Annotated in this window: 18 protein-coding genes and 1 other RNA gene; 18 read left to right on the forward strand and 1 reads right to left on the reverse strand. The window is 39.4% G+C overall.

Annotated elements, in window-relative coordinates; translation table 11 throughout:
- Positions 1–6 precede the first annotated feature (6 nt).
- Positions 7–1,533, forward strand: a complete 1,527-nt coding sequence (locus FTU03_RS10335) for a DHA2 family efflux MFS transporter permease subunit (RefSeq protein ID WP_159123303.1) — start codon at positions 7–9, stop codon at positions 1,531–1,533.
- 49 nt (positions 1,534–1,582) lie between these two features.
- Here the strand turns inward: FTU03_RS10335 and glpK are convergent, their stop codons facing one another.
- Positions 1,583–3,067, reverse strand: a complete 1,485-nt coding sequence (gene glpK / locus FTU03_RS10340) for a glycerol kinase GlpK (RefSeq protein ID WP_179992941.1) — start codon at positions 3,065–3,067, stop codon at positions 1,583–1,585.
- Positions 3,068–3,197: 130 nt separating this feature from the next.
- Between glpK and ssrA the strand changes: the two genes are divergently transcribed.
- From ssrA to FTU03_RS10425, 17 genes are all read left to right on the forward strand, one after another.
- Positions 3,198–3,557, forward strand: a transfer-messenger RNA (tmRNA) gene (gene ssrA / locus FTU03_RS10345).
- 183 nt (positions 3,558–3,740) lie between these two features.
- Positions 3,741–4,877, forward strand: a complete 1,137-nt coding sequence (locus FTU03_RS10350; protein ID WP_179992942.1) for a tyrosine-type recombinase/integrase — start codon at positions 3,741–3,743, stop codon at positions 4,875–4,877.
- Positions 4,878–5,131: 254 nt separating this feature from the next.
- Complete coding sequence (locus tag FTU03_RS10355; RefSeq protein ID WP_179992943.1) at positions 5,132–7,585, forward strand: hypothetical protein; 2,454 nt, start codon at positions 5,132–5,134, stop codon at positions 7,583–7,585.
- Positions 7,586–8,028: 443 nt separating this feature from the next.
- Entirely contained in the window at positions 8,029–8,898 is an 870-nt protein-coding gene (locus tag FTU03_RS10360) for an inovirus-type Gp2 protein (RefSeq protein ID WP_179992944.1), read from the forward strand.
- 105 nt (positions 8,899–9,003) lie between these two features.
- Complete coding sequence (locus FTU03_RS10365; protein WP_179992945.1) at positions 9,004–9,282, forward strand: hypothetical protein; 279 nt, start codon at positions 9,004–9,006, stop codon at positions 9,280–9,282.
- A gap of 22 nt (positions 9,283–9,304) precedes the next feature.
- Entirely contained in the window at positions 9,305–10,336 is a 1,032-nt protein-coding gene (locus FTU03_RS10370; RefSeq protein WP_179992946.1) for a DUF932 domain-containing protein, read from the forward strand.
- Between the two features lie 175 nt (positions 10,337–10,511).
- Entirely contained in the window at positions 10,512–11,570 is a 1,059-nt protein-coding gene (locus FTU03_RS10375) for a YqaJ viral recombinase family protein (protein WP_179992947.1), read from the forward strand.
- Between the two features lie 195 nt (positions 11,571–11,765).
- On the forward strand, positions 11,766–12,650 hold the full coding sequence (locus tag FTU03_RS10380; RefSeq protein WP_179992948.1) for a hydrolase or metal-binding protein: 885 nt from the start codon (positions 11,766–11,768) through the stop codon (positions 12,648–12,650).
- 79 nt (positions 12,651–12,729) lie between these two features.
- Positions 12,730–12,960: an AlpA family transcriptional regulator gene (locus tag FTU03_RS10385; protein WP_004279307.1), complete on the forward strand. Its 231-nt coding sequence runs from the start codon at positions 12,730–12,732 to the stop codon at positions 12,958–12,960.
- A 72-nt stretch (positions 12,961–13,032) separates the two neighbouring features.
- Complete coding sequence (locus tag FTU03_RS10390) at positions 13,033–13,617, forward strand: bifunctional 2-polyprenyl-6-hydroxyphenol methylase/3-demethylubiquinol 3-O-methyltransferase UbiG (RefSeq protein ID WP_039902002.1); 585 nt, start codon at positions 13,033–13,035, stop codon at positions 13,615–13,617.
- Complete coding sequence (locus FTU03_RS10395) at positions 13,610–14,617, forward strand: HNH endonuclease domain-containing protein (protein ID WP_179992949.1); 1,008 nt, start codon at positions 13,610–13,612, stop codon at positions 14,615–14,617. Before FTU03_RS10390 ends, FTU03_RS10395 begins: the two co-directional genes overlap by 8 nt.
- A gap of 17 nt (positions 14,618–14,634) precedes the next feature.
- A complete protein-coding gene (locus tag FTU03_RS10400; protein ID WP_179992950.1) occupies positions 14,635–15,648 on the forward strand; it encodes a competence protein CoiA family protein in 1,014 nt (337 codons plus the stop codon).
- A gap of 102 nt (positions 15,649–15,750) precedes the next feature.
- Positions 15,751–18,204, forward strand: coding sequence for a type I restriction-modification system subunit M (locus FTU03_RS10405; protein ID WP_179992951.1), 2,454 nt, complete (start codon positions 15,751–15,753; stop codon positions 18,202–18,204).
- Positions 18,204–19,547, forward strand: a complete 1,344-nt coding sequence (locus FTU03_RS10410) for a restriction endonuclease subunit S (RefSeq protein ID WP_218949859.1) — start codon at positions 18,204–18,206, stop codon at positions 19,545–19,547. The genes FTU03_RS10405 and FTU03_RS10410 overlap by 1 nt, the downstream gene beginning before the upstream one ends.
- 34 nt (positions 19,548–19,581) lie before the next feature.
- A complete protein-coding gene (locus FTU03_RS10415; RefSeq protein WP_179992952.1) occupies positions 19,582–21,447 on the forward strand; it encodes a DUF262 domain-containing protein in 1,866 nt (621 codons plus the stop codon).
- On the forward strand, positions 21,444–24,536 hold the full coding sequence (locus FTU03_RS10420; RefSeq protein WP_179992953.1) for a type I restriction endonuclease subunit R: 3,093 nt from the start codon (positions 21,444–21,446) through the stop codon (positions 24,534–24,536). Before FTU03_RS10415 ends, FTU03_RS10420 begins: the two co-directional genes overlap by 4 nt.
- Positions 24,533–25,237 (forward strand): M48 family metallopeptidase, encoded by a 705-nt coding sequence (locus FTU03_RS10425; protein ID WP_179992954.1) that lies wholly within the window; start codon positions 24,533–24,535, stop codon positions 25,235–25,237. Before FTU03_RS10420 ends, FTU03_RS10425 begins: the two co-directional genes overlap by 4 nt.
- Positions 25,238–25,240: the final 3 nt, after the last annotated feature.

The following is a 25,240-nucleotide window of genomic DNA, read 5'->3' on the forward strand; positions in this document are numbered from 1 at the left end:
TTCCCGATGAATAAATATGTTCCATATGGGAATCTGACTGGCGGCAAGCTGATGCTGGCGGCCTTTGTGCTGGCATTGGCCAATTTCATGGTCGTGCTGGACATGACCATTGCCAATGTCTCGGTGCCGCATATTACCGGTAGTCTGGCAGTGTCCAGCTCGCAAGGTACTTGGGTTATTACGTCTTATGCAGTCGCAGAAGCGATCTGTGTACCTTTGACAGGATGGCTGGCGGGTCGCTTTGGTAGCGTGCGCCTGTTTGGTGTCTGCCTGCTGGGTTTTACCATTTTTTCGATTCTATGCGGGATTTCTACCAGTCTGGAAATGCTGGTGTTTTGCCGGATCGGGCAGGGGTTGTTCGGTGGCCCAATCATGCCGCTAAGCCAGACTTTATTACTGCGAATTTTCCCACCTGAAAAACAATCCCAAGCGATGGGGATGTGGGCAATGACCACCGTTGTCGGTCCAATTCTCGGTCCAATTCTCGGCGGTACGATTAGTGATAACCTGTCTTGGCACTGGATTTTCTTTATTAATATCCCGGTGGGTTTGTTCTGCGGTCTGGCTGCATTGAAGCTATTAAAACCAGCAGAAACTGAAACCAATGCTTTGAAGATTGATAAAGGTGGTTTATTCCTGCTGATTCTGTGGATTGGTGCGCTGCAGTTGATGCTGGATCTTGGTCATGAACATGACTGGTTTAGCAGCTCCTTTATCAGCACATTGGCGGTGCTTGCCATAGTTGGTTTAATCATCTTTACCATCTGGGAACTGACTGAACGGCATCCGATCGTAGATATCCGGATTTTCCGATATCGCGGATTTACCTTTGCTGTGCTGTCATTGGCCTTTGCCTTCGGTGCCTTCTTTTCCAGTATTGTTCTCATTCCGCAATGGGTGCAGATTAATCTCGGTTATACCGCAACTTGGGCAGGTTATCTGACCGCGACCATGGGTTTTGGTAGCCTGTTGATGTCACCGATTGTGGCGAAGATGGCGACTAAATATGACCAGCGCATTCTGGCCAGTTTTGGTTTAACCTTGCTCGCCGTTGTGACTTTGATGCGGGCATTCTGGACTACGGATGCTGATTTTATGGCATTGGCCTGGCCACAGATTCTGCAAGGTTTTGCGGTGCCATTCTTCTTCATTCCACTCTCCAATATGGCATTGGCCTCAGTCCAGCCTCAGGAAATGGCTTCAGCGGCTGGTTTGATGAACTTTCTGCGGACCATGGCTGGAGCGATCGGAGCTTCAATTGCAGTCACGATCTGGGATGATCATAGTAAAGTGGCCCGCAGTGAGCTGGTCGGTAAACTGAATGTCGAAGAAACTCAGAATACCTTAATGGCACAGGGCATGAGTTCGGACAGTGCCTTGGGTTATATTTCCAGTCTGGTGGATAAAGAAGCATTAACGCTGTCTGCTAATCACCTATTTTTGATTTTGGCGATGGTTTTTATTTTTGCTGCTTTAATCGTCTGGTTGGCACCACGACCCAAAGCGGGTGTGGGTGGAATGCCATCACATTAATATTTTCCAACATAAAAAACCGCTAACTATTTAGCGGTTTTTTTCGATCTTATAAATCTGATTTGGCCCGTTTCAAAGCATTTTGCCATTTGGCTAAATGTGCTTCACGTTCATCATTCTGCATTTTTGGTTCAAAGGCTCGGTCTAACTGCCAGGACTGAGAGATTTCATCAAGGCTGGAAAATACGCCAGATTTTAAACCAGCCATCGCTGCTGCACCCCAAGCGGTGGATTCCAGCATTTTTGGACGCATGACAGGAACATTTAGCAGGTCAGCCTGGAACTGCATCAGCATATCATTACAGCTGGCGCCACCATCGACGCGTAGTTCTTTTAAAGGATGGGCAATATCCGATTGCATCGCAGTCAATACATCGGAGACCTGAAAGGCAATCGATTCCAGCGCGGCGCGGGCAATATGGGCCTTATTGGTTCCTCGTGACATGCCACAAAGCAGGGCACGGGCTTCACTATCCCAATGCGGTGCACCCAATCCGGTAAAAGCAGGAACTAAGACCACGCCGTCAGTATCTTCAACTTTACAGGCCAACTTCTCTATATCACTGCTTTTTTGAATGATGCCAAGCCCATCACGTAGCCATTGCACCACTGCACCGGCCATAAAAACACTACCTTCTAAGGCATAACTGGTCTGTTCCTGTACCTGCCAGGCGAGGGTAGAAAGCAATTTATTCTGGCTGAGCTGAATGTCATGGCCGGTATTAAATAGCATAAAACAGCCAGTGCCATAGGTATTTTTTGCCATACCGGGTTCGAAACAAGACTGGCCAAACAAGGCAGATTGCTGATCACCCAGAATGCCGATAATGGGAATGGTGGCTCCTAACAAACCCGGTGCTGTATCTGCAATATGACAATCGGAACTGATGATTCGTGGCAGGACTGAAGCAGGGATATTAAATAGGTCTAGTAGTTCCTCATCCCAGCGTTGAGTATGCAGATTCATCAACATGGTACGGGACGCATTACTGGCTTCGATGATATGCTCAGCCCCTTGGGTCAGGTTCCAGATCAGCCAGCTATCAATAGTGCCAAAAGCGACATGACCTTGTTCTGCAAGTTCACGTAAGCCATCCACATGTTCCAATAACCAGACCAGCTTGCCAGCACTGAAATAAGGATCAATCCGTAGCCCGGTTTTTTGTTGTACCTGATCCATCTGGCCTTGCTGTATCAGCTGATTACACCAGTCTGTTGCACGACGATCCTGCCAGATAATCGCTGGTGCAAGAGGCTTCCCATTACGACAATCCCATACCACAGTCGTTTCACGCTGGTTGGTCAGGCCAATCGCTTTAATGTCTTTCGCCAGAATCCGGGCAGTAGCAAGCGCCTGTTGTACCACTGCAATTTGCGAGCTCCAGATTTCCTGTGCATCCTGTTCGACCCAGCCGGAATGTGGGGTCTGGATATGGGTTTCGCGTTGAGCTGTTGCCTGAATCTGTCCGTGTTCATTAAAGATGATTGCACGGCTAGATGTCGTTCCCTGGTCGAGTGCCAATAAATAGCTCATAATTTTTTTAAATGCTGACTTGAATTATGAAATATTAGCGCAATTATGTAATCAGGCGCATTCAAAAGTGTATTTGTGTAGAAAATGCATCGTATTTTTTGCCAGTTATGCTATGATGAGCTTGTACTTTGGGGATGTTCTTGGCTTCGACGCCGATGATGAAACTCATAGATGCATGCCGAGAGCGCATTTTCTCTCGTAAATAAAATTTGCATTTAAATAGTCGCAAACGACGAAACTTACGCTCTAGCAGCCTAAGGGCTGCTTGTCCGCATCTCTGAATACTTGTGGTTAGAGATCCCGACTGAAGCGAACGCACACAAGTCCGTATAGAGTCAAGCCTCGGGGCTTTATACCAAATCTAGAGGATCGCACCTTGAACCCTGTTCGTCGGGTCTCTTGGTGTTAAAACAATAGACGATATCTAAGCATGTAGTATTCTCGAGCGTAGTGTTGGCGGACGCGGGTTCAACTCCCGCCATCTCCACCAAAATTCTTTCCGAAGTAATCCATCGGAATCTAAAAAAGCCTTTAAACTCAATGTTTAAAGGCTTTTTTATTGGCTGTATTGTCCGACCCTATCCTAAGCTGTTTGACCCTATTTTTGCTTTATGAGGGTCAAAATTGGGACAATTTGACCCACTAAATAAGTTTAATTATGTGGAACAAAGATATGTCGCTTACCGATATGCTGTGTAAAAAAGCATTACCGCAGGAAAAACAGTACCGCCTTTCTGATATTAATGGTCTGTCTTTACGAATCGATCCGAATGGCAAAAAATATTGGTCTCTCAGATACACGGAAAATGGACAAAGGAAGTCCAAAGCATTAGGTATCTATCCTGAGCTAAGCTTAAAGCGTGCAAGGGAGATCGCGCTTGATCTGAGATATAAACTCAAAAATACAACTGAGGTCGAGCAGGAGCAGCCTTATTTTAGGGAAGTCGCAGAGGATTGGTTCAATAATCAAAAAGAAACCTGGTCATCCAAACATATTAGTAATGTTCGAGCTTCCTTGGATGAGCTTTATATTGCTCTTGCTAATAAGCGTATTAATCAAATTCAGGCACCTGAGATTCTGCAGATCATTAAGAAGATTGAAGCTAGAGGCTCGCTTGAAATTGCAAAACGTACCTTATCTCGTTGCGGTATGGTCATGAAGTATGCAATTGCCCATGGATACCGCTATGACAATCCGGCAGGTGATTTAGTTTATGCCCTCAAGAATAAACGGGTCAAAAACCTGGCTTCGCTTACTGCATCTGAAATGCCTGAATTTTTAAGAACGGTAAGAGCATACCCAAGTGATGCTCAGACACATCATGCCATCATTCTGATTATGCTGACAGGTGTTCGAGTTAGTGAGTTACTACAAGCACGCTGGGAAGAGTTTGATCTGGAAGGACGTAAGTGGGATATCCCAGAAGAACGTATGAAGAACCGTCTTCCGCATCGCGTACCATTGACGGATATGATGATTACTGAGCTAAAGGCTTTGAGGCTTACTCATAATCAGGAATTGTTATTTCCACATCGTTTGAATAACAAAGAATCAATGCGTAGTGAGTCTATTTTAGCTGTGATCAAACGTTCAGGCTATGCGGGACGAATGACCACACATGGTTTTAGATCTTTATTCAGTACTATCGTAAATGAATCGAATCTGTTTAATCCAGATGCCATTGAGCGCCAACTTGCTCATGTGCCTCAAAATAGAATTCGATCAGCATATAACCGAGCGCAATATTGGGATGAGCGAGTGAGAATGATGGAGTGGTATGAGAGGAAAGTGAAGGATTGGCTGAATTAAATGACTAAAAAAATCACAAAAACCACGCTTTTTAGCGTGGTTTTTTTTCATCGTTATAACTGAAACCTGAGTACATATAATATCTTAATAGTTTTTGAATAGGGGGTTAAGTTTTATAATATAGGGTTTAAAAGTATGTAAATAGGGTATAACAGTTTTTTTCTTTGAATGAGAGGGAGGCGGAAAGCTTGAAATATGAGGGGTAGAAGTGTTAATTTTTAACTATTATCTAAAAATACTAGAATATTTTAATTATGAATGAATCAAATCTTCAAATTTTTAGGGAGCTCCCCGAAATTGGGCAATTAGAAAAACTGACTAATAAAGAAATTTTTGGATTTTTGAAACGTTACTATACGGATAGCTATCGGCTTGTAAGTGCTCAAAAAAAGAAAATTCAAAAAGGGATATTTCGGGAAACTATCGAAACCTTAGAAAAACTTTATGAGCGTTTGGAGTTAGTTGAAGAATTTATTGGTTATGACAAGGTAGACTGGGAAGATGCTTGTTCTTCAAAAAATGAGGCGAAAAAAAAGCAGATAGTTGGGTTTTATGATGGTCTAGTAGTAGATGTTGCACTTATGAAACTAGCAACTCCATATTACAAGTTGCCAGAAAAAATTCATGCTTTCATTAATTTTCTAGATAAAGAGAGAGCGTGTATCTTCAGAAGTGAGTTTCAATCTGACAAATGGAAAATTGAAGACTTTCCTCATGAGGATGCCTTTGAAACGATTGCTCAATATAAGCAGTATTTAAAAGAGCAAAAGAACTACAAATTTAATTTCGATCAAGATAAAGGCGATGAGATTGCGCGTGAAATTTTGGATGTGCTACCTGGCGTTAAGAAAATTAGACAAGCGCTTGTGTTGCTAAAATTTCAGGTACAGGATTTTTCTGATAATGAGATTGAAAATCTAATTCAAACTGGGGAAGTAGATCATATATTAGCTAAAACTCCAGTTGGAAGAAAATTACAACTCCTGTTAGATGACTTGAACACCCTTAAGCTGGGAACTGATTTACCTTGGTTATCTGTCCTTATAAAAGGTGAGATAGAGCTGAATGGTGAAGTTCGATTAATGCTTGGATTTATTCTAGACAGTTCAACATATAAAATAGATACCAATCAAATCAAGGAGTCATTACATCGTGAGTTAAAGATATATTTTCGTAGTAGTGAGATTGCTCCTTTTATTTGGTGGGAAGTTATTGCGATTGATCAAATTTTTGATCACTTAGGTGTAAAAGAAATAAAAGAATTCAAACTCCCTAATCGCAAAAAATTAGCTCTTATGTTGAAGTGGTTTGTGGGATTGTTTTATGGAATGGGAAGGATTATTAGTCCTGATAATCATACTGCTGAGAGTGAACTAGTTGATACGCCTATACGTCTAATTACAAGAAAAGCTGATGGTCGTTTAAAAGATCAAAATGATAAGAAAAAGTCAAAAAGACAAAAAAAGGATGATCTAGAGAAAAAGTCATATGACTTTAACTCAGTCTGGGAGGACACCGGTTTAGTTAAATATGCTCCTGAACATGCGAAATCCATTCATCAATTTTATGGAAAGTTACAACACTCTGAAGAATTAGAGAGCTGGCAAATAAAAATATTGCAAAGAGTCAATTTGTTTCTAACTTATTTGGAGGGTGGATCTATTGATAATTTAGCTACGAGACTGTCGATTAACTCTAATCCTTCTAAATGGCCAAGTCTGGTCAGGATGTATTTAGCTCTGTTAGATAAAAGTAGGGACATTGATTTTTCTGGGTTAGCTAATTGGACTATCTATAATACTTCATTGCTTCAGAGAAATTTAAGTAGGTCATCTTTAAAACACCAGTTATATGATAGAAATCTGGCTGAGATGACGGATCTAATAGCACAAGAGCTAGAGATAGTGAAGCAACGCAATATTTCAATTCCCCAAAGCAAACTATGTTACATGGAGAAGTTGGCACAAAAGAACGCGATATCAGCAAGGCATTATTTAAAAAATAGTTTTAAAGAAACTACAGTTCTATTGCGTTTTAAAATTGATAACAGTGAAAGTCGATTGGATATTAGTAGCTTAAAAATCATTATTACTCAGTTTTTAAAAAAAGCTAAACGCGCTCCAAAGAGTATAGGAGCACATTTAGATGCTTATATTGGATACTTTGTTCTTCTTGAGGGGAGATATTACTCTATTGACTGTACGGCTATTTTTTACCTTCGTGCAGAGGCTGTTGTAGAAGATATAAAATTTGAATTCGAGAACTATTGGAGGAAATTCACTAAGAGGTATACTGCTAAACAAAAAGATACCCTGGAATTCCCGGACTTGAGAGTAATTCCTAATTTGTGGTTTAAAGAAGGTGGATCTCAGTATTTTGTTGTAAATAAAAGAGACAAGCTTATTCCACAGCTGATAAATGATCTGGTGAATTTCTATACTGCATATGAATATTTCAGTGGATATAAAAATACAGGACATAGCAATCATAAAAGACCAGAGCTATTTTTAAGAGGCAGAATTAGAAAAGACATGACCAAAAAAACGGATGAAAAAAACACTCCACATAGTGAAGTGAGCACATCTGAAAATAAAGAAAGCGTAAATGAAATCAATGGTAATTCATCTCAAGAGGATATAAATAAGCAAGCTGATATTCAAGAGAATAGAGTAGAAAGAATAGCCCATTCTCTACAATCCCTAGTTTAAAGTAGTTTGATAAGTTTATGATATTAAGGTTGATGTTTAGGCAAAAAGTTATGGCTACATAGTCTGATGAGAAAACTCGTATACGGGTTGGGGATATATTCGGGAAAGGCTATTCAAGTAAATTCCTTCGTTTGTCTTCCTAAATACTTACCGCATAACTTTTTTTATCCAAAGATATCGGTAGTGAATTAATAATTAAGAGATTCAGCAAATTTGATCATTGAAGTCTACTCAATTAGGTGAGTATCAGAAGGGAAATCTAGAGGCTAGAGCTCAATGTTTGCAGGTTAATTAAGATTATTAAATACAACTAAATATACCTATATGGAGACTAATCATTAGACTATTCATAGAGTTGTATACCTAATTAGATTCAACCTAAAAATTATATTCATACAGTTTAACCCTCTCATATGGAGCTATTTCCAGAGTGAGTATTGAACATGAGTAAGTCAATTAATGAATCTAAATTAACCATTCAACTTGAAGTCGTCACTGAGCTATGGATTAGAGCTCATCGTAGACCGCATGATTTCTATTTAGAATTTGCTGAGCTTCTGACGGAATTAGATCAAGTGTACATACGGTCTTACGACTACTTCGGATATATCAATGCATGGTGTAATTGGTTGGAACAGAATGATATTCGTGGTCTAAAGTTAAATGAACTTATTGAAGAACTTAAAAGACAATCATTTGTTGAGTATCAGCGATATTTTAAGAGTTATCAATCTGAACATCGAAGAGCTTTAAGACGTCATCGTGAAAATGAGACAAGGAATATTCGATCACTAGAAAGGAAAGCTAGGAGTGCTGTAGAGCGTTATTCAAAGACCGAGGTTGTTCGTATTGATTTGGGCTACATTAAAAAATATCAACACTTGATCAACATTACTGATTTTTATGAGGATATGAAAGAGCTAAGAGTACAGATGAGCAAGCGGGAAAAGCCATTTAACGCCCTAATAGATTTTGGTTGGGCATTAGAGCAAGGAGTGGATAAAGGCTATCACTGTCACTTGGTACTGTTTTTTAATGGGCACGTTAAGCAGGATGGATGGGGTATTGCTCATCAAGTCGGAAAGGAATGGCAGAAAATCACAGGCAAGCTAGGATACTTTTTTAACTGTCATGATCCTGAGCAGATCCAAGAGTACACGGAATTGGGTATTTTAGGTATTGGTCGAATTCACAGAAATAATCCTACTGAAGTAGAAAAGATGATTAATGCTGTACGCTATTTAGTACGACCTGAAAAAGACGCACAACATCTGCGTGTGAAATGTAAAACCAAGATGCGCACATTTCAATGAGTTGAAAATAATCTCAAATATACATTATCTAGATGAAAACGAGGTTTTTTAACTTTGCAAGGCTTGCCAATCGGTGAGCCTTTGTCATTTCTAGAGGTATATATTATGAGTTTAAATTGTCCTTATTGCCTATCGGATCAGATCATTCAGGTTGTCAATCATCAGGTGAATGGTTCTGATTCTACAGGTCTAGCAGCATCAGCTTCGTTCGCAACCATCGGTGCATCCATTTCAAAGAGTTTGCCACTGCCTGTATCACCACTGCTTGGTGGACTTGCAGGTGCAGTGATTGGTGGCCTATTCAGCAGCGTGTTTGATGAGCCTAAAAAGCCAATCACCATGACCTACTATCACTGTAATCAATGTCAGCAAAACTTTCGTTGAATCATCATAGGAGATAAGAACGATGGCACATCAAATCGAACAAATCGCCTATGTTGGCGAAACCCCTTGGCATGGTCTCGGTAATCAGCTGAGTCCGAATCAACCACTGGAAGTCTGGGCACAGCAAGCCGGGATGGACTGGCGGATTGAATCCTCCAATGTCAGCTACATGGCACAGAATGAACGTGGCCAAAGCATCATCATGCCATTTGAAGAGCAGCGTGTCTTGTATCGTTCAGATACCCATGCACCTTTATCTGTGGTCAGTCAGCGTTATCAGGAAGTTCAGCCTAAAGAGATTCTGGAGTTTTATCGGGATCTGACTGAACAATCAGGCTTTGAGCTAGAAACTGCGGGGGTGCTGAAAGGTGGGAAGAAGTTCTGGGCTTTGGCACGTACCGGGCAAAGTACCGCTTTAAAGTCTAAGGATGTCAGTAATGGTTATATCCTGCTGGCTACTGCGTGTGACGGCACTCTGGCAACGACAGCACAGTTCACCAGTATCCGGGTGGTCTGTAACAACACTTTGGCGATTGCCTTACGTGGGCAGAGCAGTAGTGCAGGTGTAGTAAAAGTGCCACATAGCACCAAGTTCGATGCAGAGAAAGTGAAACAGCAATTGGGTGTTTCAGTTCGTGCTTGGGATGAGCACATGTATGAGATGAAACAGCTCACGCAGCGTAAGGTGAGTCAACAGGAAGCCAAAGCTTACTTTGATGCCGTGTTTAATAATAGTACCATGTCAATTTCCGATCCTGAAGAAAACATCATTCAATTCTATCGCAATGTCGCGCAGCAAGTTCAGGAGAAAAAGCCTGAACCGAATGGTCGTGCCATGAATAAAGCTTTGGAGATGTTTAATGGGCAAGGACGCGGTGCTGACCTGTCATCCGCCAAAGACACTGCTTATGGCTTACTGTGTTCGATCACGGAATTTGTGGATCATGAACGACGTGCCATGAGTACAGATCACCGTCTTGATTCAGCTTGGTTCGGTGCAGGTGCGGGTGTAAAACAACGAGGATTAGAGCAAGCACTTGCTTTGATCGCCTGAGATTAACTGACTCACTTATGTCGAAATCAAGTTACCCCAAACAAATGCTAGTCAGAGCACTCATGTAACCCCTATCAATTAAAACAGCAAATAAATCGCCATACCCGACCTCGTGTCGGGTATGGCTTTTTTATGCATTTCTTTTACAGAGATCAGAATTAATAAGGATAATTCCATGAATCAAATTGTACCTATTTCCCATCAGCCTACGACTGTAGGATCTAAGATCGTAGTCAATCCAACCATTACTACCAAACGCTCAACAGCAGCCAAGCGACTGGTCAACACCAAAGGGATGGAATATCAGGACTGGCTCGAAGTTCGTAAACAAGGTATCGGTAGCAGTGATGCCGCGACTGCCTGTGGTCTCAATCCCTATATGTCGATGCTGGAACTCTGGCTAATCAAAACAGGTCGTCAGACTCAATCCATTGAAGATGAAAGTTCAGGTGTAGCACCGCTGTATTGGGGTAAGCAGCTGGAACCTTTGGTGGCAGAGTTCTATAGCATGCACACCCATAACAAGGTGCGACGGATCAATGCTGTATTACAGCACCCTGATCCTGATAAGCATTTCATGTTAGCAAATTTGGATTACTCTGTTGTAGGAAGCGACGAAGTTCAGATTCTTGAATGCAAAACAGCAGGTGAGCATGGAGCAAAATTGTGGCGTGATGGTGTGCCTTTATACGTGCTGTGTCAGGTACAACATCAACTGGCGGTGACTGGTAAACAGGCAGCGCATGTTTGTGTCTTGATCTGTGGACATGAAACCAAGATCTTCAAAGTGACACGGTCTGAATCCGTGATTGAGCATATTGTTCAAGCAGAACGATATTTCTGGGAATGTGTAGAAAACGATACTCCGCCATCAGTCGATGCCAGTGAATCCGCAGCTAAAGCGATTCAACAGCTCTATCCAGCGCATGTACCTTTAACCATAGAGGATCTCTCGCAAAATGAAAATGCCAATTTGATGTTCGACCAGCTCATCAAAATGAAGGAAGAGATTCAGCATCAGCAGGAACGCTTTGACCAGCTTAAACATGAAATCCAGATGATGATGCAAGACAAGGAAAGGGCAGTCTTTGCACATGGCTCAGTAGTCTGGAAGAAAGTCAAGGATTCTATCAGCCTCAATACCAAAGCATTGCTTCAGCACCAGCCTGAACTCATCGAGCTTTATCCACTTGAAAAGCAGGGCAGTCGTCGATTTAACATCTATACCGACTAAGCCCTATCTACAGCACTAAATCAAAAATTCACAAAAATCGCTCCCCGCTCTCTACCCTTCGGTAGAGAGCAAATCGGTCGCGATTTCTGTAGCACTTTATCTGGCTCTACATTCTTTGGGTCACTTATTTGGTCCTTGTTCCGACCTACATACATAGACCCAAATTTGTAACGTAATACATTAAGGAATATCAACATGATTAAAGGTTTAGCAATTACCCCTCCAATATTGGGGCGTATCAGTATCGGTCGTATGATCGAAAAGAATGGCAAGCGATTGCCTGAAAAGGATGACCAGTTCACCATTACTTCTCAGATTCAAAGCAAAGAAGGCTGGGTCAAACATCCATTAGATGATCAGCTTCGAGCGAATACTCCCAATCAAAAGCTACGTTCAATCCCGGTCAGAATGATCTTTAATGATCCTGACTTAAACCTACGTGCTGAATACACTTTGTTTGATCGCCAGATTGGACGACCTGTCTGTGTCGGTAATGGAGAAACCTGTCAACGTTTAACCAACCAAGGCGTGGAGAAACATCCCTGTCCATCCCCTGATTTATGTCCATTGGCTCAAGGAGGCAACCGCAAGCCTTACGGGCGTTTGCATGTGAACTTGGATGAATCGGATGAGTTTGGCACCTTCATCTTCAGAACTACAGGCTTTAACAGTATTCGGACTTTGGCTGCACGGCTGAATTATTACCATGCGGCATCCAATGGTTTGTTGTCATGCCTGCCATTGCAGCTGATATTGCGGGGCAAGAGTACGACACAGAGTTATCGTCAGCCGGTGTATTACGTGGATCTAACTTTAAGGGAGGGGATTAGCTTGAATGAAGCCATTATTCAGGCGAAGCAAATTGATGAGCAGAGCAAGCAGGCTGGGTTTTATCAGGAGGCTTTAGACTTTACCGCAAGGAAGGGTTTTGGGAATGGAAGGATGGATGTAGACATGGAGGAAGGTTTGAATGTAATTGAGGAGTTTTATCAGCCTGTTGAAGGCCAGCAGATTGAGGAAAAGCACACTGAATTTAATATTCAGCAGGGATTGAAAGGATCAGTGACGGCTTTGAATTAAATCGAACAGGGTAAAACCTTACGAGATTGCCGTATCTCATGAGCGAGTTGCTCGAAATCATGAGATAGGAGTAAACGTCATGAATGCATTTGTAGGTCAAACTTTTCAAATGAATCAACTGATCAGTATCAAGCAAGTCATGGAATTTGTTGGAGTGGGGCGTTCTACCATCTATGAGATGATGGATGAAAACTCACCTTATTACGATCCTTCATTCCCAAAGAAAGTTAAAATTACTCAAAATCGTATCGGCTGGTCAGCTTATGAGATCCATCAATGGATTGAAAGTAAGTTGGCGAGTCGAGAGTAAGGGATGCTCTTAGCTCCCTTATTTTTTTGTTTTCTTGTAGACTGAAAGTGTCTTTTAGCCTAAGTGTCCGTAATGAAAACAATAGACTACTACAATAAGCATGCAGAAGAATTTATAGCTTCAACTGTTAAGGTTGAAATGGAAAGCCTTTACGCACCATTTTTAAGGTATTTACCGGAACAGGGGTCTATTTTGGATTTAGGCTGTGGTTCGGGGCGTGATTCCTTCGCTTTTAAAAATAAAGGTTATCAAGTTGAGGCAATAGATTATTCTGCCGAGCTGGTTAAAAAGGCCAAGGAATTGACCGGCATTGAAGTACGTCAACAAAGTTTCTATGAATTAAATGAGAGTGAGAAGTACGATGGTATTTGGGCCTGTGCTTCTCTTTTACACTGTGACAGAGATCGTTTGCCTGAAGTGATGGGGCGCATATTCAAAGCACTAAAGCCAAATGGTGTATGTTACATGTCTTTTAAATATGGCAATACAGACCGTGAGAAAGACGGGCGTAGCTTTACTGATTTAGATGAAGCGCAAGCTCGAGAATTATTGTATCAGTTGGAGGGGGCTAAGGTATTACAACAATGGAACACTGAAGATAAACGTCCAGATCGTGATGAAAAGTGGTTAAATCTACTTTGGAAAAAGCATGCCTGATTTTATTCCTACAGCGCAGGAGCAGCTTAAGTTCCTTAAAAATATTCAGCTCATCCTACAGTCAGGTAGTTTTAGCAGTACCTATAAGTTTGCATTGCTCATTAGCCTGAGTCGATTAGCCATTGAAAAGGGACAAGATTCAGGAGAAGGCCTAGCACTTGAATATACAGATATTGCTGAAAAGTTTATCGAACTGTATTGGAAACAGGCTGTGCCATATACTTTCAATGACGAAGGGCAGCTTATTTTAAATCAGAACAACGGTAAGCAAGCAGCGATTGTAAATCGAATCATTGAGCTAAGGCAGATTTATTCATCTCTTGGATTATTAAGACGAGATTCAGCTGTTTGGTCGAAGTTAGTTAAAGATGTGGCTCGTACTGTAAAAGAGATGCCAGTCCGTTACCTGCAAAACATGAATGGTCAAAATTTTGAGTTTTTATATCAGCTAGATCAGTGTGGAAAGCAACTCATTCTTCCTCCTAAAGTAATGTATTGCTTGCGACAATTCAGCGAGATCATTGAAGAGCTCTGTCAGAAACGTTGGATCGATTATATCCGTAAGAACAGTAGTAATACCCCTATTTTGAATCAACTACCTAATCTTGAACAATTTATGTTTGAGCCGAGTCGGAGCCAGTTAAATGCAGTGGCAAACGTATTGGTTGAACTACAGGCCTGTAAATGCTTCTACTGCAATAAGCCAATGAGAAAAGGCAGTTATGCAGTCGATCATTTTATTCCTTGGTCAATGTATCCATCGGACACAGGACATAACTTTGTGCTTGCAGATTCAAGTTGTAATTCTAAGAAAAGTAATTTGCTTGCATCAAATGAGTTCCTCTATAAGTGGCAAGAACGGAACGAAGAACATAATTTGATTATTGTGGATCGAATTTCTGTGCTGGGGTTCCTGACAGATAAAGAGCGGTCGCATAAGGTGGCGGAGTGGGCTTATAGTCAAGGGAAAGAAAATAATTATTTAATGTGGATGGGTTGAATTTATAGGGGGGAGGAATGGCACGTTATCAATATGCAAAAAATGAGAATGGCGAAATCGTTAAGGCGGTTGATCTAGTCGGACAAGAAGTAAAGGCTGAATATACTTGTCTTGGTTGTGACAATCTATTAATTGCTAAGGTAAATGGAAAAATCAAGAAGCCCCATTTTGCTCATAAAACTGTACTAGAGTGTAATGGTGAAACTTACTTACACCGATTGGGTAAACGTGCTTTTTTTGAAACTTATCAAAAATGTTTAGTTGAAAATGAACCGTTTTATATTACCTTCCATGTGCCCAAGAAGTGCCAAAAATTTAAAAGAACAATTCGAAAGCACTGTGATCTAGGTTATACGGAGAAACGATTTGATCTAACGAGTTATTTTTCACAAATACAAGTCGAAAAGAAGCATGATCAGTTTATTCCTGATCTTTTGTTGAGTCGTCAAACTAATAGTGAGGACAGCATTTATATTGAAATTGCTGTGACTCATTTTCTGAGTGAAAAAAAGGAAAGCTCAGGTAAACGGATTATTGAAATACCATTAGATTGCGAAGAGGATGTTGAAAAAATCTATAAGGCCGATTTACAACAAAATGATGCTCTATTTATTGGATTCAATCAGGAAAGTGCACCTATAGTTGATGCTGACTGTAAATGTATGCACAAAAGGTATTTCTTATTTATTGTTTGGGATTCTGGCAAAGCTTGGTTAGGCTTAGAATATTTGTCAGATATTAAAGCTAAATTAGCCAAGTACCAAAGTAAAATCGAATATAGCAATATTATTGAAACTGATCTGCAATTTGAAAATTCAAATGTACTGATGGGATATGCCCATGGGGATATGTTCATTTCTCAGTTAAAACTTGCGGTTGAAAAGAAAGTACCCGTGAAGAGCTGCTTTTTATGCAAATATAGCGGAGATAATTATAATTATACCGAGGGATTGCCCATTTACTGTAAAGCTAAAAAAATCGCATGTAATTCAAATCAGGCAGCGGAATGTGATTGGTATCGCTTAGCCTGAAATAATTTAACTTCATTCTGAAAGCTCATAAATTGATCGAATGTTTTCCATTTATTTAGCTATGATTCAACTCAATATTTAAACAAATTTATTTGGTCAGTCATGGCGATTAAAAAAACAGAACTATATTCTTCTCTTTGGGCTAGTTGTGATGAATTACGTGGTGGTATGGATGCGAGTCAATATAAAGATTATGTCCTTACCATGCTGTTTTTAAAGTATATATCAGATCGTTTTAGCAATGATGACTTTGCCATTATTGAGATCCCCGAAGATGCAACATTCGATAAAATTAGTGAGCTTAAAGGGAATAAAGAAATTGGTGATAAGCTCAATATCATTATTCGAAAAATTGCCGAAGCTAATAACCTGCGTGGTGTAATTGATGTTGCCGACTTTAACGATGAAGACAAGTTAGGCAAAGGCAAAGATATGATTGACCGATTAACCAAGTTAATTGGTCTTTTTGAAGGATTGAACTTAGCTGATAATCGTGCGGATGGAGATGATCTACTTGGTGATGCGTATGAGTATTTAATGCGCCACTTTGCAACTGAGTCGGGTAAATCAAAAGGACAATTCTATACACCAGCCGAAGTTTCTCGCGTAGTTGCAAAAATCGTGGGGATTAAAAAAGACACACCTAAAAATGCCACGGTTTACGATCCAACCTGTGGTTCAGGCTCATTATTATTAAAAGCATCTGATGAAGCTGAAAGAGGCTTAACCATCTACGGCCAAGAGATGGATAATGCAACATCTGCATTAGCCCGTATGAACATGATTCTACATGGTGATGTGGGTGAAGGTGCCAAAATTACCCAAGGCAATACTTTATCTTCACCTGAATATAAAGATGAAGCTGGTCAGCTGATGACCTTTGATTTTGCTGTTGCTAACCCTCCATTTTCTAGTAAGAACTGGACGAATGGTTTAACACCAAACAGTGACGAATTTGATCGCTTTGTATGGGGTGTTCCACCAGAGAAAAATGGTGACTTTGCTTTTTTACTTCATATTTTAAAAAGTTTAAAAAGCACAGGTAAAGCGGCGGTTATTTTGCCACATGGAGTTTTATTCCGAGGCAATGCTGAAGCACGTATTCGTGAAAACCTCATTAAACAAGGTTACATCAAAGGCATTATTGGTTTACCTGCTAACTTGTTCTATGGCACAGGTATTCCAGCTTCAATTATTGTGATTGATAAAGCTGCTGCTAAACCTATTCAGTTTAATGAAGAAGGTGAAGTGACTGAAGGTCAAAGCATCTTCATGATTGATGCAAGTAAAGGCTTTATCAAAGATGGCAACAAGAACCGCTTGCGCCATCAAGATATTCACAAAATTGTTGATGTGTTCAATAAAGAACTCATTATTGAAGGCTATAGCCGTAAAGTTAAAATTAAAACAATCGTAGCCAATGAATATAACCTGAATATTCCTCGTTACATCGATTCGAGTGAAGCCGAAGATTTACACGACCTCAGTGCGCACCTCAAAGGTGGTATTCCAAAGCGTGATATTGATGAACTGCAAAACTATTGGGATGTTTTACCAAATGTTCGGGCCAGCTTATTTGAGAAAGATCGTGAAGGTTATGGGCGTTGTTTAGTCGCTGCCAATGCTGTGAAGAAAACCATTTTAGAGCATGCTGAATTTAAAACCTTTGCTGTTGAAAGTTTAAAGCCATTTACACAGTGGTTTGAGCGTAGTGCATTTAAGGCAATTGAAAAAGATCAAAAGCCAAAAGACATTATGCTAGCTGTCAGTGAAGACTTATTGCAAAGTTATGCTGATGTGAAGCTATTGTCGAAATATGACATCTACCAAATCTTTATGGAATATTGGGATGAAGTATTACAGGACGATGTTTCTGTCATTACTCAAGACGACTGGGCAGGTGCAAAGCTTATTCGTAATTTAACGGCTGAAAAGGACAGCAAGCTAAAAGAAGTGCCTGATTTAGTGATTGGGAAAATCAAGTATAAAGCTGAGGTGATTCCACCGCATTTAATTGTGGCGAAGTATTTTGCCACTGAACAAGCGACTTTAGATGCAAAACAGGCAGAGCTAGATATTGCAACGCAAGAGTTAGAAAGCTTTATTGAAGAGCATACAGCCGAGGAAGGTTTATTGCTTGAAGCGTTAAATGATAAAGACAAAGTGACTTTGGCAACGGTGAAAGCTCGCTCGAAACTTGCTGTTGATGCTGAAGAAAAGCAAGTGTTAAAAAATGCTCAAAAGTTGTTTGAAGCTGAAGTGACTTTGAAGAAAAAGGTCAAAGAGTTGCAAGAAGCGTTAGACCTTAAAGTATTTACTAAGTACCCGACTTTAACTCATGATGAAGTAAAAGATTTGGTGGTCGTAGATAAATGGTTTGCGACTTTAATTAGCAGTATTGAAGCTGAGATTGAGCGTGTGACGCAGCAGTTGGCAAATCGTGTAAAAGAGCTGAATGAGCGTTATGCAGAGCCATTACCGCAAATAACCCAAAATGTTGAAGCTTTAAGTTTAAAAGTGGCTGAACATTTAAAAGCAATGGGTTTGGAGTGGTAATGATGACTCAAAGTAATTTAATGGTTATGCACGAAGATCAGATTCCTGAAGGTTACAAGAAAACTGAAATCGGATTATTTCCTAAAGAGTGGAATATTATTTCTTTAGGTGAGTTATCTATTATTTCCCGTTTAGCTGGTGCTGAATATACAACAATGTGGGTTGAGGATGATAAAGGGGAAATTATAGCTTTACGAGGTTTTAATATTGGTAAAAACACCATTAATTTAAGAGATGTGGTACGAATTACATCGAAACTTTCAAAAAAACTTATTAGATCAAAGCTATGTGAATATGATGTTGTTTATCCATGTGTTGGGACAATTGGAAATGCTGCGGTTATTTATGAAAATGACAAGTATCATATCCAACAAAATATTGCACGTATTACACCTAAGAGAGGCAGATTAAATTCTGAGTATCTTGCAAGTTATCTAATTAGTGAGTTGGCTCATAAAGAGGTTGCGAGATTTAATGCTACATCTAGTCAGCCTAATGTCTTGGTAAGCAGTCTAAGACAGTATCGAGTTCCATGCCCAAATACTTTAGAAGAACAAGAGAAGATAGCAAAAGTTCTTTCTGACACCGATGTTTTTATCACTGAACTTGAAAAACTCATTGAGAAAAAACAAGCGATAAAAACCGCAACCATGCAACAGCTTTTAACAGGTAAAACGCGGTTGCCTGAATTTGCTCTGCGTGCAGATGGTACGCCTAAAGGTTATAAAGAAACTGAGTTAGGGAAGATTCCTGAGGATTGGGAAGTAAAAAAAATCGGAGAATTTACTGATTGTACGGCTGGAGGTACACCAAGTACATCCGTTAAATCTTATTGGGGTGGACAACATCCTTGGATGAGTTCAGGAGAATTACATTTAAAACGAGTGTGCGATGTTAAAGAAAGAATAACTGATGCAGGCTTGAAATATAGTAGTACAAAGTATGTTCCGAGTGATTCCGTTTTAATGGGGCTAGCTGGTCAGGGTAAAACTAGAGGTACTGTCGCAATTTCTAAAATCAAATTATGTACTAATCAATCCATAGCTTCTATTTTCCCAAGTGAAGAACATAATACTGAATACTTGTATTACAACTTAGATTCACGTTATGAGGAATTAAGGGGGCTTTCAACAGGTGATGGAGGAAGAGGTGGATTGAATTTGAGTATTATTCGTAAATTAGCGATTCCATTTCCATCGTTAAATGAACAAAACAAGATTGCACTAGTCTTGTCTGATCTAGATCGAGAGTTAGAACTGATTTCTATTAAATTGGCTAAATTAAATAAAATTAAGCAAGGCATGATGCAAGAGCTTTTAACGGGTAAAACTCGTTTAGTTTAAGTGCGGTTAAAAAATATTAAAAAGAGGGGGAGCTATGGGGTATAGCACATTATCAATTCGCGAAGTGACTCGACAAATAGAGCAAAACAAAGTTTTTTTACCAGCCTTACAACGTAAGTTTGTATGGAAAAAAGAACAAATTGAACGTCTATTTGATTCCATTATGCGTGGTTATCCCATCGGGGCTTTTCTATTTTGGGAACTTGACGCCAAAGTTGCAAAAGACTATGTGTTCTATGAGTTTTTAAAAGACTATGATGAACGAACTCCCTACAACCGTCGTAAAGAAGGAGCTTTTAGTCATGAGCAAATCATTGGAGTGCTTGATGGACAGCAACGACTAAGCTCAATGTATATTGGTTTTAACGGATTTCACAAAACCAAAAACAGCTATGCATGGAAATCTAACCCAAATGCTTACCCTGAAAAGCGTTTATATTTAGATTTATTGAATTTACCTTATGTGACTGAGTCGGGTGAAATCAAACTCAATGAAGCGGAAAATTACCCATTCAGCTTTTTGACAGAGAAAGAAAGTCAAAAGTTAGAACGTAAAATTGAGGATCAAATTAAACCGTGTTACTGGTTTAAAGTTGGAGATTCTTTGTATTGGGATAAAGATGAAGATATTGGGGTTTACTATCAGACATTAGCATCTCAAATACAAAGTGTGTACCAAGACCAAAAAACATTTTTAGACGCATGGGAACAGCATCTGACACAAGTGTTATTGGGATTGAAAACATTACATGCACGATTACATGATGAAAAGCTGATTAGCTACTTTCAGGTACGTGAAAATGATTTAGAAAATATTCTTAAAATTTTCGTACGTGTGAACAGTGGTGGAACGATACTCAGTAAAACAGACTTATTGTTTTCAACTGTGGTGGCAACGTGGTCAGATGGTCGAGATAAAATTGAAAAGCTCAATAAAGATATCAATCAATTCGGTAAGGGCTTTAAATTCGGTAATGAATTTCTTATGCGTGCTTGCTTATATCTCACAGATGTAGATGTGAAATATAAAGTAAATTCTTTTAAAGCCGAAAATGTAGAAAAAATTAAAAACAGTTGGGAAAAAATTCAGACAGCCGTTAATCAGACAGTACGTATCTTGGATGAGTTCGGTTATTCAGGTGAACATTTACCTTCCCAAAATGCACTGTTACCAATCGTATATCACTTATATAAAGGTGGTCAGGTTGATGACACTAGTAAAAAACAAATGATTAAATATTTGGTTCATGCCAATGTGAAGCAAATATTTGGTAGTTCTCAAGAATCAGTTTTACAAGATTTGAGGAGAACATTACGCAGTAAAAACGAAGATGGTACATATTTTTTAAAACAATCTCAGTTTGATTTTGAAGTTTTGAAAACTACAAAACTTTCAGGCGGAAAATCGCTCCTTGTCACCGATGAGAATATTGAGGATGTCTTAAATCGTGAATATGGCGCAATAACCTTTAATATTCTAGTGTTACTGAATCCTGACTTTAGATTGCGTGATGTCAGTTTTGCACAGGATCATATCCATCCGAAGTCAAAATTTAGTAAAACAGAAATGTCTAAGGCAGGAATACCAGCCGAACTGCATCAAAAATATATTGATTTAAAAGATACTTTACCAAATTTACAGTTACTAAATGGTCGTTGGAATTCAGGCAAAAATGATAAGGCTTTAGTGGAATGGTTTGCTGAACAATCTAAAGCTGACCAAGAAGCAATTAGGTCAACAGGCTTATACCCAACTGATGTCTCATTAGCATTTTCAGATTTTTTAGTATTCCATAACCAAAGAAAAGCGTTATTAAAAGATCAGCTTTATAAAGTTCTTGATATTAAACCCATGACGCAAAACATAGTTCAAAGTGTAGAAGTTGGAGAAGAGGTATGAGTGATGTTGGCCAATTGGAAAGAATCACACAAAACCGTATCGTTCAATTATTTACAAATGATTTAAATTATCGGTATTTAGGAAATTTACATGACCTAAATAATAAAAATATTCGTGAACAAGATTTAAAAGCATGGTTGAAAAAACGTGGTGTTAATGATGTGCTTATTCAAAAAGCCTTTCGTCAGTTGGATATAGCATCAGCATTGGGTGAAGGTAGAAAGCTCTACTATGCTAATAAAGATGTTTATGAATTATTGCGCTACGGTGTTAAAGACAAAGAAGGGCAAGGTGAGCAAAAGCAAACGGTTTGGCTCATTGATTGGCAGAATCCTGAAGCTAATGATTTTGCTATTGCTGAAGAAGTGTCTGTACAGGGCGAATATAAAAAACGTCCCGATGTCGTGTTATACGTTAATGGCATTGCTTTAGGTGTGATTGAGCTTAAACGCTCTACAGTGGGGTTAACTGAGGGAATTCGACAAAATCTAGACAATCAAGATAAGAAATTCATTCGTGATTTCTTTACTACCATGCAATTAGTCATGGCGGGGAATGATTCCCAAGGTCTACGTTATGGCACAATCGAAACACCTGAAAAATATTATCTTGAATGGAAAGAGGAAGTCGAGAATCCATATGCGCCCAAATTGGATTTACATCTGAGTTTGATGTGCAATAAAAAAAGGTTTTTACAGCTAATTCATGACTTTATTGTATTTGATTCAGGTGTTAAAAAGACCTGTCGCCATAATCAGTTCTTTGGTATTGAAGCAGCAAAACAACGTATTGCTCAACGGGAAGGCGGTATTATCTGGCATACTCAAGGTTCTGGCAAAAGTCTCACCATGGTATGGCTAGCTAAATGGATTCGAGAGAATGTTATCAATAGCCGTGTTCTGATTGTCACAGATCGTACTGAGCTTGATGAGCAAATTGAGAAAGTATTTAGTGGTGTTGAAGAAATAATTTATCGTACACGTAGTGGTGCAGATCTGATTCATACACTTAATACAATCAATCCATCACTTATTTGTTCGTTGGTACATAAATTTGGTCGCCATGTTGACGATGAAGAAGATGATGGAGAATCATCGGCTGAATTTATCGAAGAGATGAAAAAAGCATTGCCACATAATTTTAAAGCAAAAGGTGATCTCTTTATTTTTGTCGATGAGTGTCACAGAACACAGTCTGGCAAACTCCACGAAGCGATGAAGCAGATATTACCTGAAGCCATGTTTATTGGTTTTACAGGTACACCATTGATGAAAAAGGATAAGAAAAAATCCATTGAAGTCTTTGGTTCTTATATCCATACCTATAAATTCAATGAAGCAGTAGAGGATGGTGTTGTTCTGGATATTCGCTATGAAGCAAGAGATATAGATCAGCGAGTAAAATCACCCAAAAAGGTAGATGAATGGTTCGAAGCCAAAACTCGAAAACTCTCTGCTTTAGGAAAAACTCTTCTTAAACAGAAATGGGGCACTATGCAAAAAGTTCTCTCAAGTCGTTCAAGACAAGAGCAAATCGTTGCTGATATTTTAATGGATATGGATACTCGACCACGCCTAATGGATGGCCGAGGTAATGCGATGCTTGTGTGTTCAAGTGTCTATCAAGCATGTACAGCCTACAAATTATTTAATGACACAGATTTAAAAGGCAAAGTTGCAATTGTCACAAGCTATCAACCTACGGCAGCCAGTATCAAAGGTGAAGAATCAGGTGCAGGTTCAACTGAAAAACTAGCTAAGTATGATATCTACCGTCAGATGTTAGCCGATTATTTTGAAAAGCCCGTAGATCAAGTGGGCGGTTTGGTTGAAGAGTTTGAAAAACAAGTAAAAGAAAAATTTATTAAAGAGCCAGGTCAAATGCGACTGCTGATTGTGGTTGATAAATTATTAACTGGCTTTGATGCACCATCTGCAACTTATCTCTATATTGATAAAACAATGGCAGACCATAACTTGTTTCAAGCGATTTGTCGTGTCAATCGTCTAGATTCTGACGATAAGGAATATGGCTATATTGTTGATTATAAAGATCTATTTAATTCAATTGACAAGACTATTAAAGATTATACATCGGAAGCTTTAGATGGTTATGACAAAGAAGATGTTGATGGGTTGTTGAAAGATCGTATTCAGGCTGCAAGACTCGATTTAGATACTGCTTTAGAGATGGTCAAGGCACTTTGTGAGCCTGTACCTGCACCAAGACTGAGTCAAAATTATCAGCATTATTTCTGTGGAGAGTCTGGTTTAAACTCTGAAGAAATTAAAGAGAAAGAGGCACTGCGTTTAAGTTTATATAGATCGATTAATAAGCTTTTACGTAGCTATGCCAATATCGCAAGCGAGCTGACTGATGCTGGATATACAGGGCAGGAAATTCAATCTATAGAGAAAGATGTGAAGTTCTTTGAAAACCTAAGTAAGGAAATCAAAGCTCATAGTGGTGATGCTGTCGACATGAAAGTATATGAGCCGGCAATGCGTCAATTGCTTGACATGTACATTGAAGCTGAAAGTAGTGAAGAAGTTGTTAAATTTGAAGAGTTCGGCTTAATTGATTTGGTTCTTCGAGGTGATGAGGTGTTTAAGGGGGTACCAGAGAGTATTCGTAGAAATCCAGAATCTATGGCGGAAGCAATTGAAAACAACGTTAGAAAAAAAATCGTAGAGGAAAATCCAGTCAATCCGGCCTACTATGATCAGATGTCGGTTCTGCTCGACGAAATTATTGAATTAAGACGAAAGAAAGCGATTGAATATAAAGAGTATTTAGAAAAGATTCGCGATGTTGCTAGTAAAGTCACTCGACCAACGGGTAGAACTAACTATCCAGAAGAGATTAATACAGCAGGTAAGCAAGCCCTGTATGATAACTTTGGCAAAGATATTGAGCTGACCATCAAGCTTGATCAAGCCATTCAATCTAATAAGTTGGCAGCCTGGGTCGGAGATCATGCAAAAGAAAGAATTTTACTTAGGGAGCTGAGTCATGCTTTGGAAACTAAAGATAGAGATGTTCTAATAGCATATATAGAGTTGGCTAAATTACATCAGGAATATCATTGAGCGAAACGCTAAAAATTGGTTCTATTTATATAGAAATTCATCGTAAAGATGTAAAAAATCTAAATATCACAGTACATCCTCCATTGGGGGATGTACGTGTTTCTGCACCTTTAAGTATGTCTGAAACAGCAGTGCGAATGGCAATCATCGGGCGATTAGCCTGGATCAAAAAGCAACAGGCAGATTTTAATGAGCAAAGAAGACAATCTAAGCGTGAAATGATGAGTGGTGAGAGTCACTACTTATGGGGTAAACATTATCGTTTGAATGTAATAGAGCGTCATGGAAAGCATGTCATTAAGAAGCATGGTCACTGGTTGGATCTTTATGTAAGCCCTAACTCGACCGTAGAAAATCGTCGTAAAGTCATTGAAGAATTTTACCGTAGCGAGCTAAAGATAGCTTTAGATGAATTGTTGGTTGAATGGCAAGAGAAAATGCAAGTTACGATTTCTGCCTATGGTATTCGAAAGATGAAAACAAAATGGGGAAGTTGTAATACTGATACGGCTCGAACATTATTTAATCTTGAGTTAGCTAAAAAACCTTATGAATGTTTGGAATATATTGTAGTGCATGAATTGGTGCATTTATTCGTCCGTACTCACAATGATGAATTTTTAGCTTACATGAACCAATATTTACCAGACTGGAAGCAGCGAAAAGCTCTTCTGCGTGATCAACCATTAACTGACCTATAGTTT

The sequence above is a fragment of the Acinetobacter sp. YH12046 genome, from assembly GCF_013419905.1.
Lineage (GTDB): Bacteria > Pseudomonadota > Gammaproteobacteria > Pseudomonadales > Moraxellaceae > Acinetobacter.

Coding starts and splice junctions, on each gene's coding strand:
- FTU03_RS10335 (WP_159123303.1), top strand. CDS start 7: ATGAATAAATATGTTCCATATGGGAATCTGACTGGCGGCAAGCTGATG.
- glpK (WP_179992941.1), bottom strand. CDS start 3,067: ATGAGCTATTTATTGGCACTCGACCAGGGAACGACATCTAGCCGTGCA.
- FTU03_RS10350 (WP_179992942.1), top strand. CDS start 3,741: ATGTCGCTTACCGATATGCTGTGTAAAAAAGCATTACCGCAGGAAAAA.
- FTU03_RS10355 (WP_179992943.1), top strand. CDS start 5,132: ATGAATGAATCAAATCTTCAAATTTTTAGGGAGCTCCCCGAAATTGGG.
- FTU03_RS10360 (WP_179992944.1), top strand. CDS start 8,029: ATGAGTAAGTCAATTAATGAATCTAAATTAACCATTCAACTTGAAGTC.
- FTU03_RS10365 (WP_179992945.1), top strand. CDS start 9,004: ATGAGTTTAAATTGTCCTTATTGCCTATCGGATCAGATCATTCAGGTT.
- FTU03_RS10370 (WP_179992946.1), top strand. CDS start 9,305: ATGGCACATCAAATCGAACAAATCGCCTATGTTGGCGAAACCCCTTGG.
- FTU03_RS10375 (WP_179992947.1), top strand. CDS start 10,512: ATGAATCAAATTGTACCTATTTCCCATCAGCCTACGACTGTAGGATCT.
- FTU03_RS10380 (WP_179992948.1), top strand. CDS start 11,766: ATGATTAAAGGTTTAGCAATTACCCCTCCAATATTGGGGCGTATCAGT.
- FTU03_RS10385 (WP_004279307.1), top strand. CDS start 12,730: ATGAATGCATTTGTAGGTCAAACTTTTCAAATGAATCAACTGATCAGT.
- FTU03_RS10390 (WP_039902002.1), top strand. CDS start 13,033: ATGAAAACAATAGACTACTACAATAAGCATGCAGAAGAATTTATAGCT.
- FTU03_RS10395 (WP_179992949.1), top strand. CDS start 13,610: ATGCCTGATTTTATTCCTACAGCGCAGGAGCAGCTTAAGTTCCTTAAA.
- FTU03_RS10400 (WP_179992950.1), top strand. CDS start 14,635: ATGGCACGTTATCAATATGCAAAAAATGAGAATGGCGAAATCGTTAAG.
- FTU03_RS10405 (WP_179992951.1), top strand. CDS start 15,751: ATGGCGATTAAAAAAACAGAACTATATTCTTCTCTTTGGGCTAGTTGT.
- FTU03_RS10410 (WP_218949859.1), top strand. CDS start 18,204: ATGATGACTCAAAGTAATTTAATGGTTATGCACGAAGATCAGATTCCT.
- FTU03_RS10415 (WP_179992952.1), top strand. CDS start 19,582: ATGGGGTATAGCACATTATCAATTCGCGAAGTGACTCGACAAATAGAG.
- FTU03_RS10420 (WP_179992953.1), top strand. CDS start 21,444: ATGAGTGATGTTGGCCAATTGGAAAGAATCACACAAAACCGTATCGTT.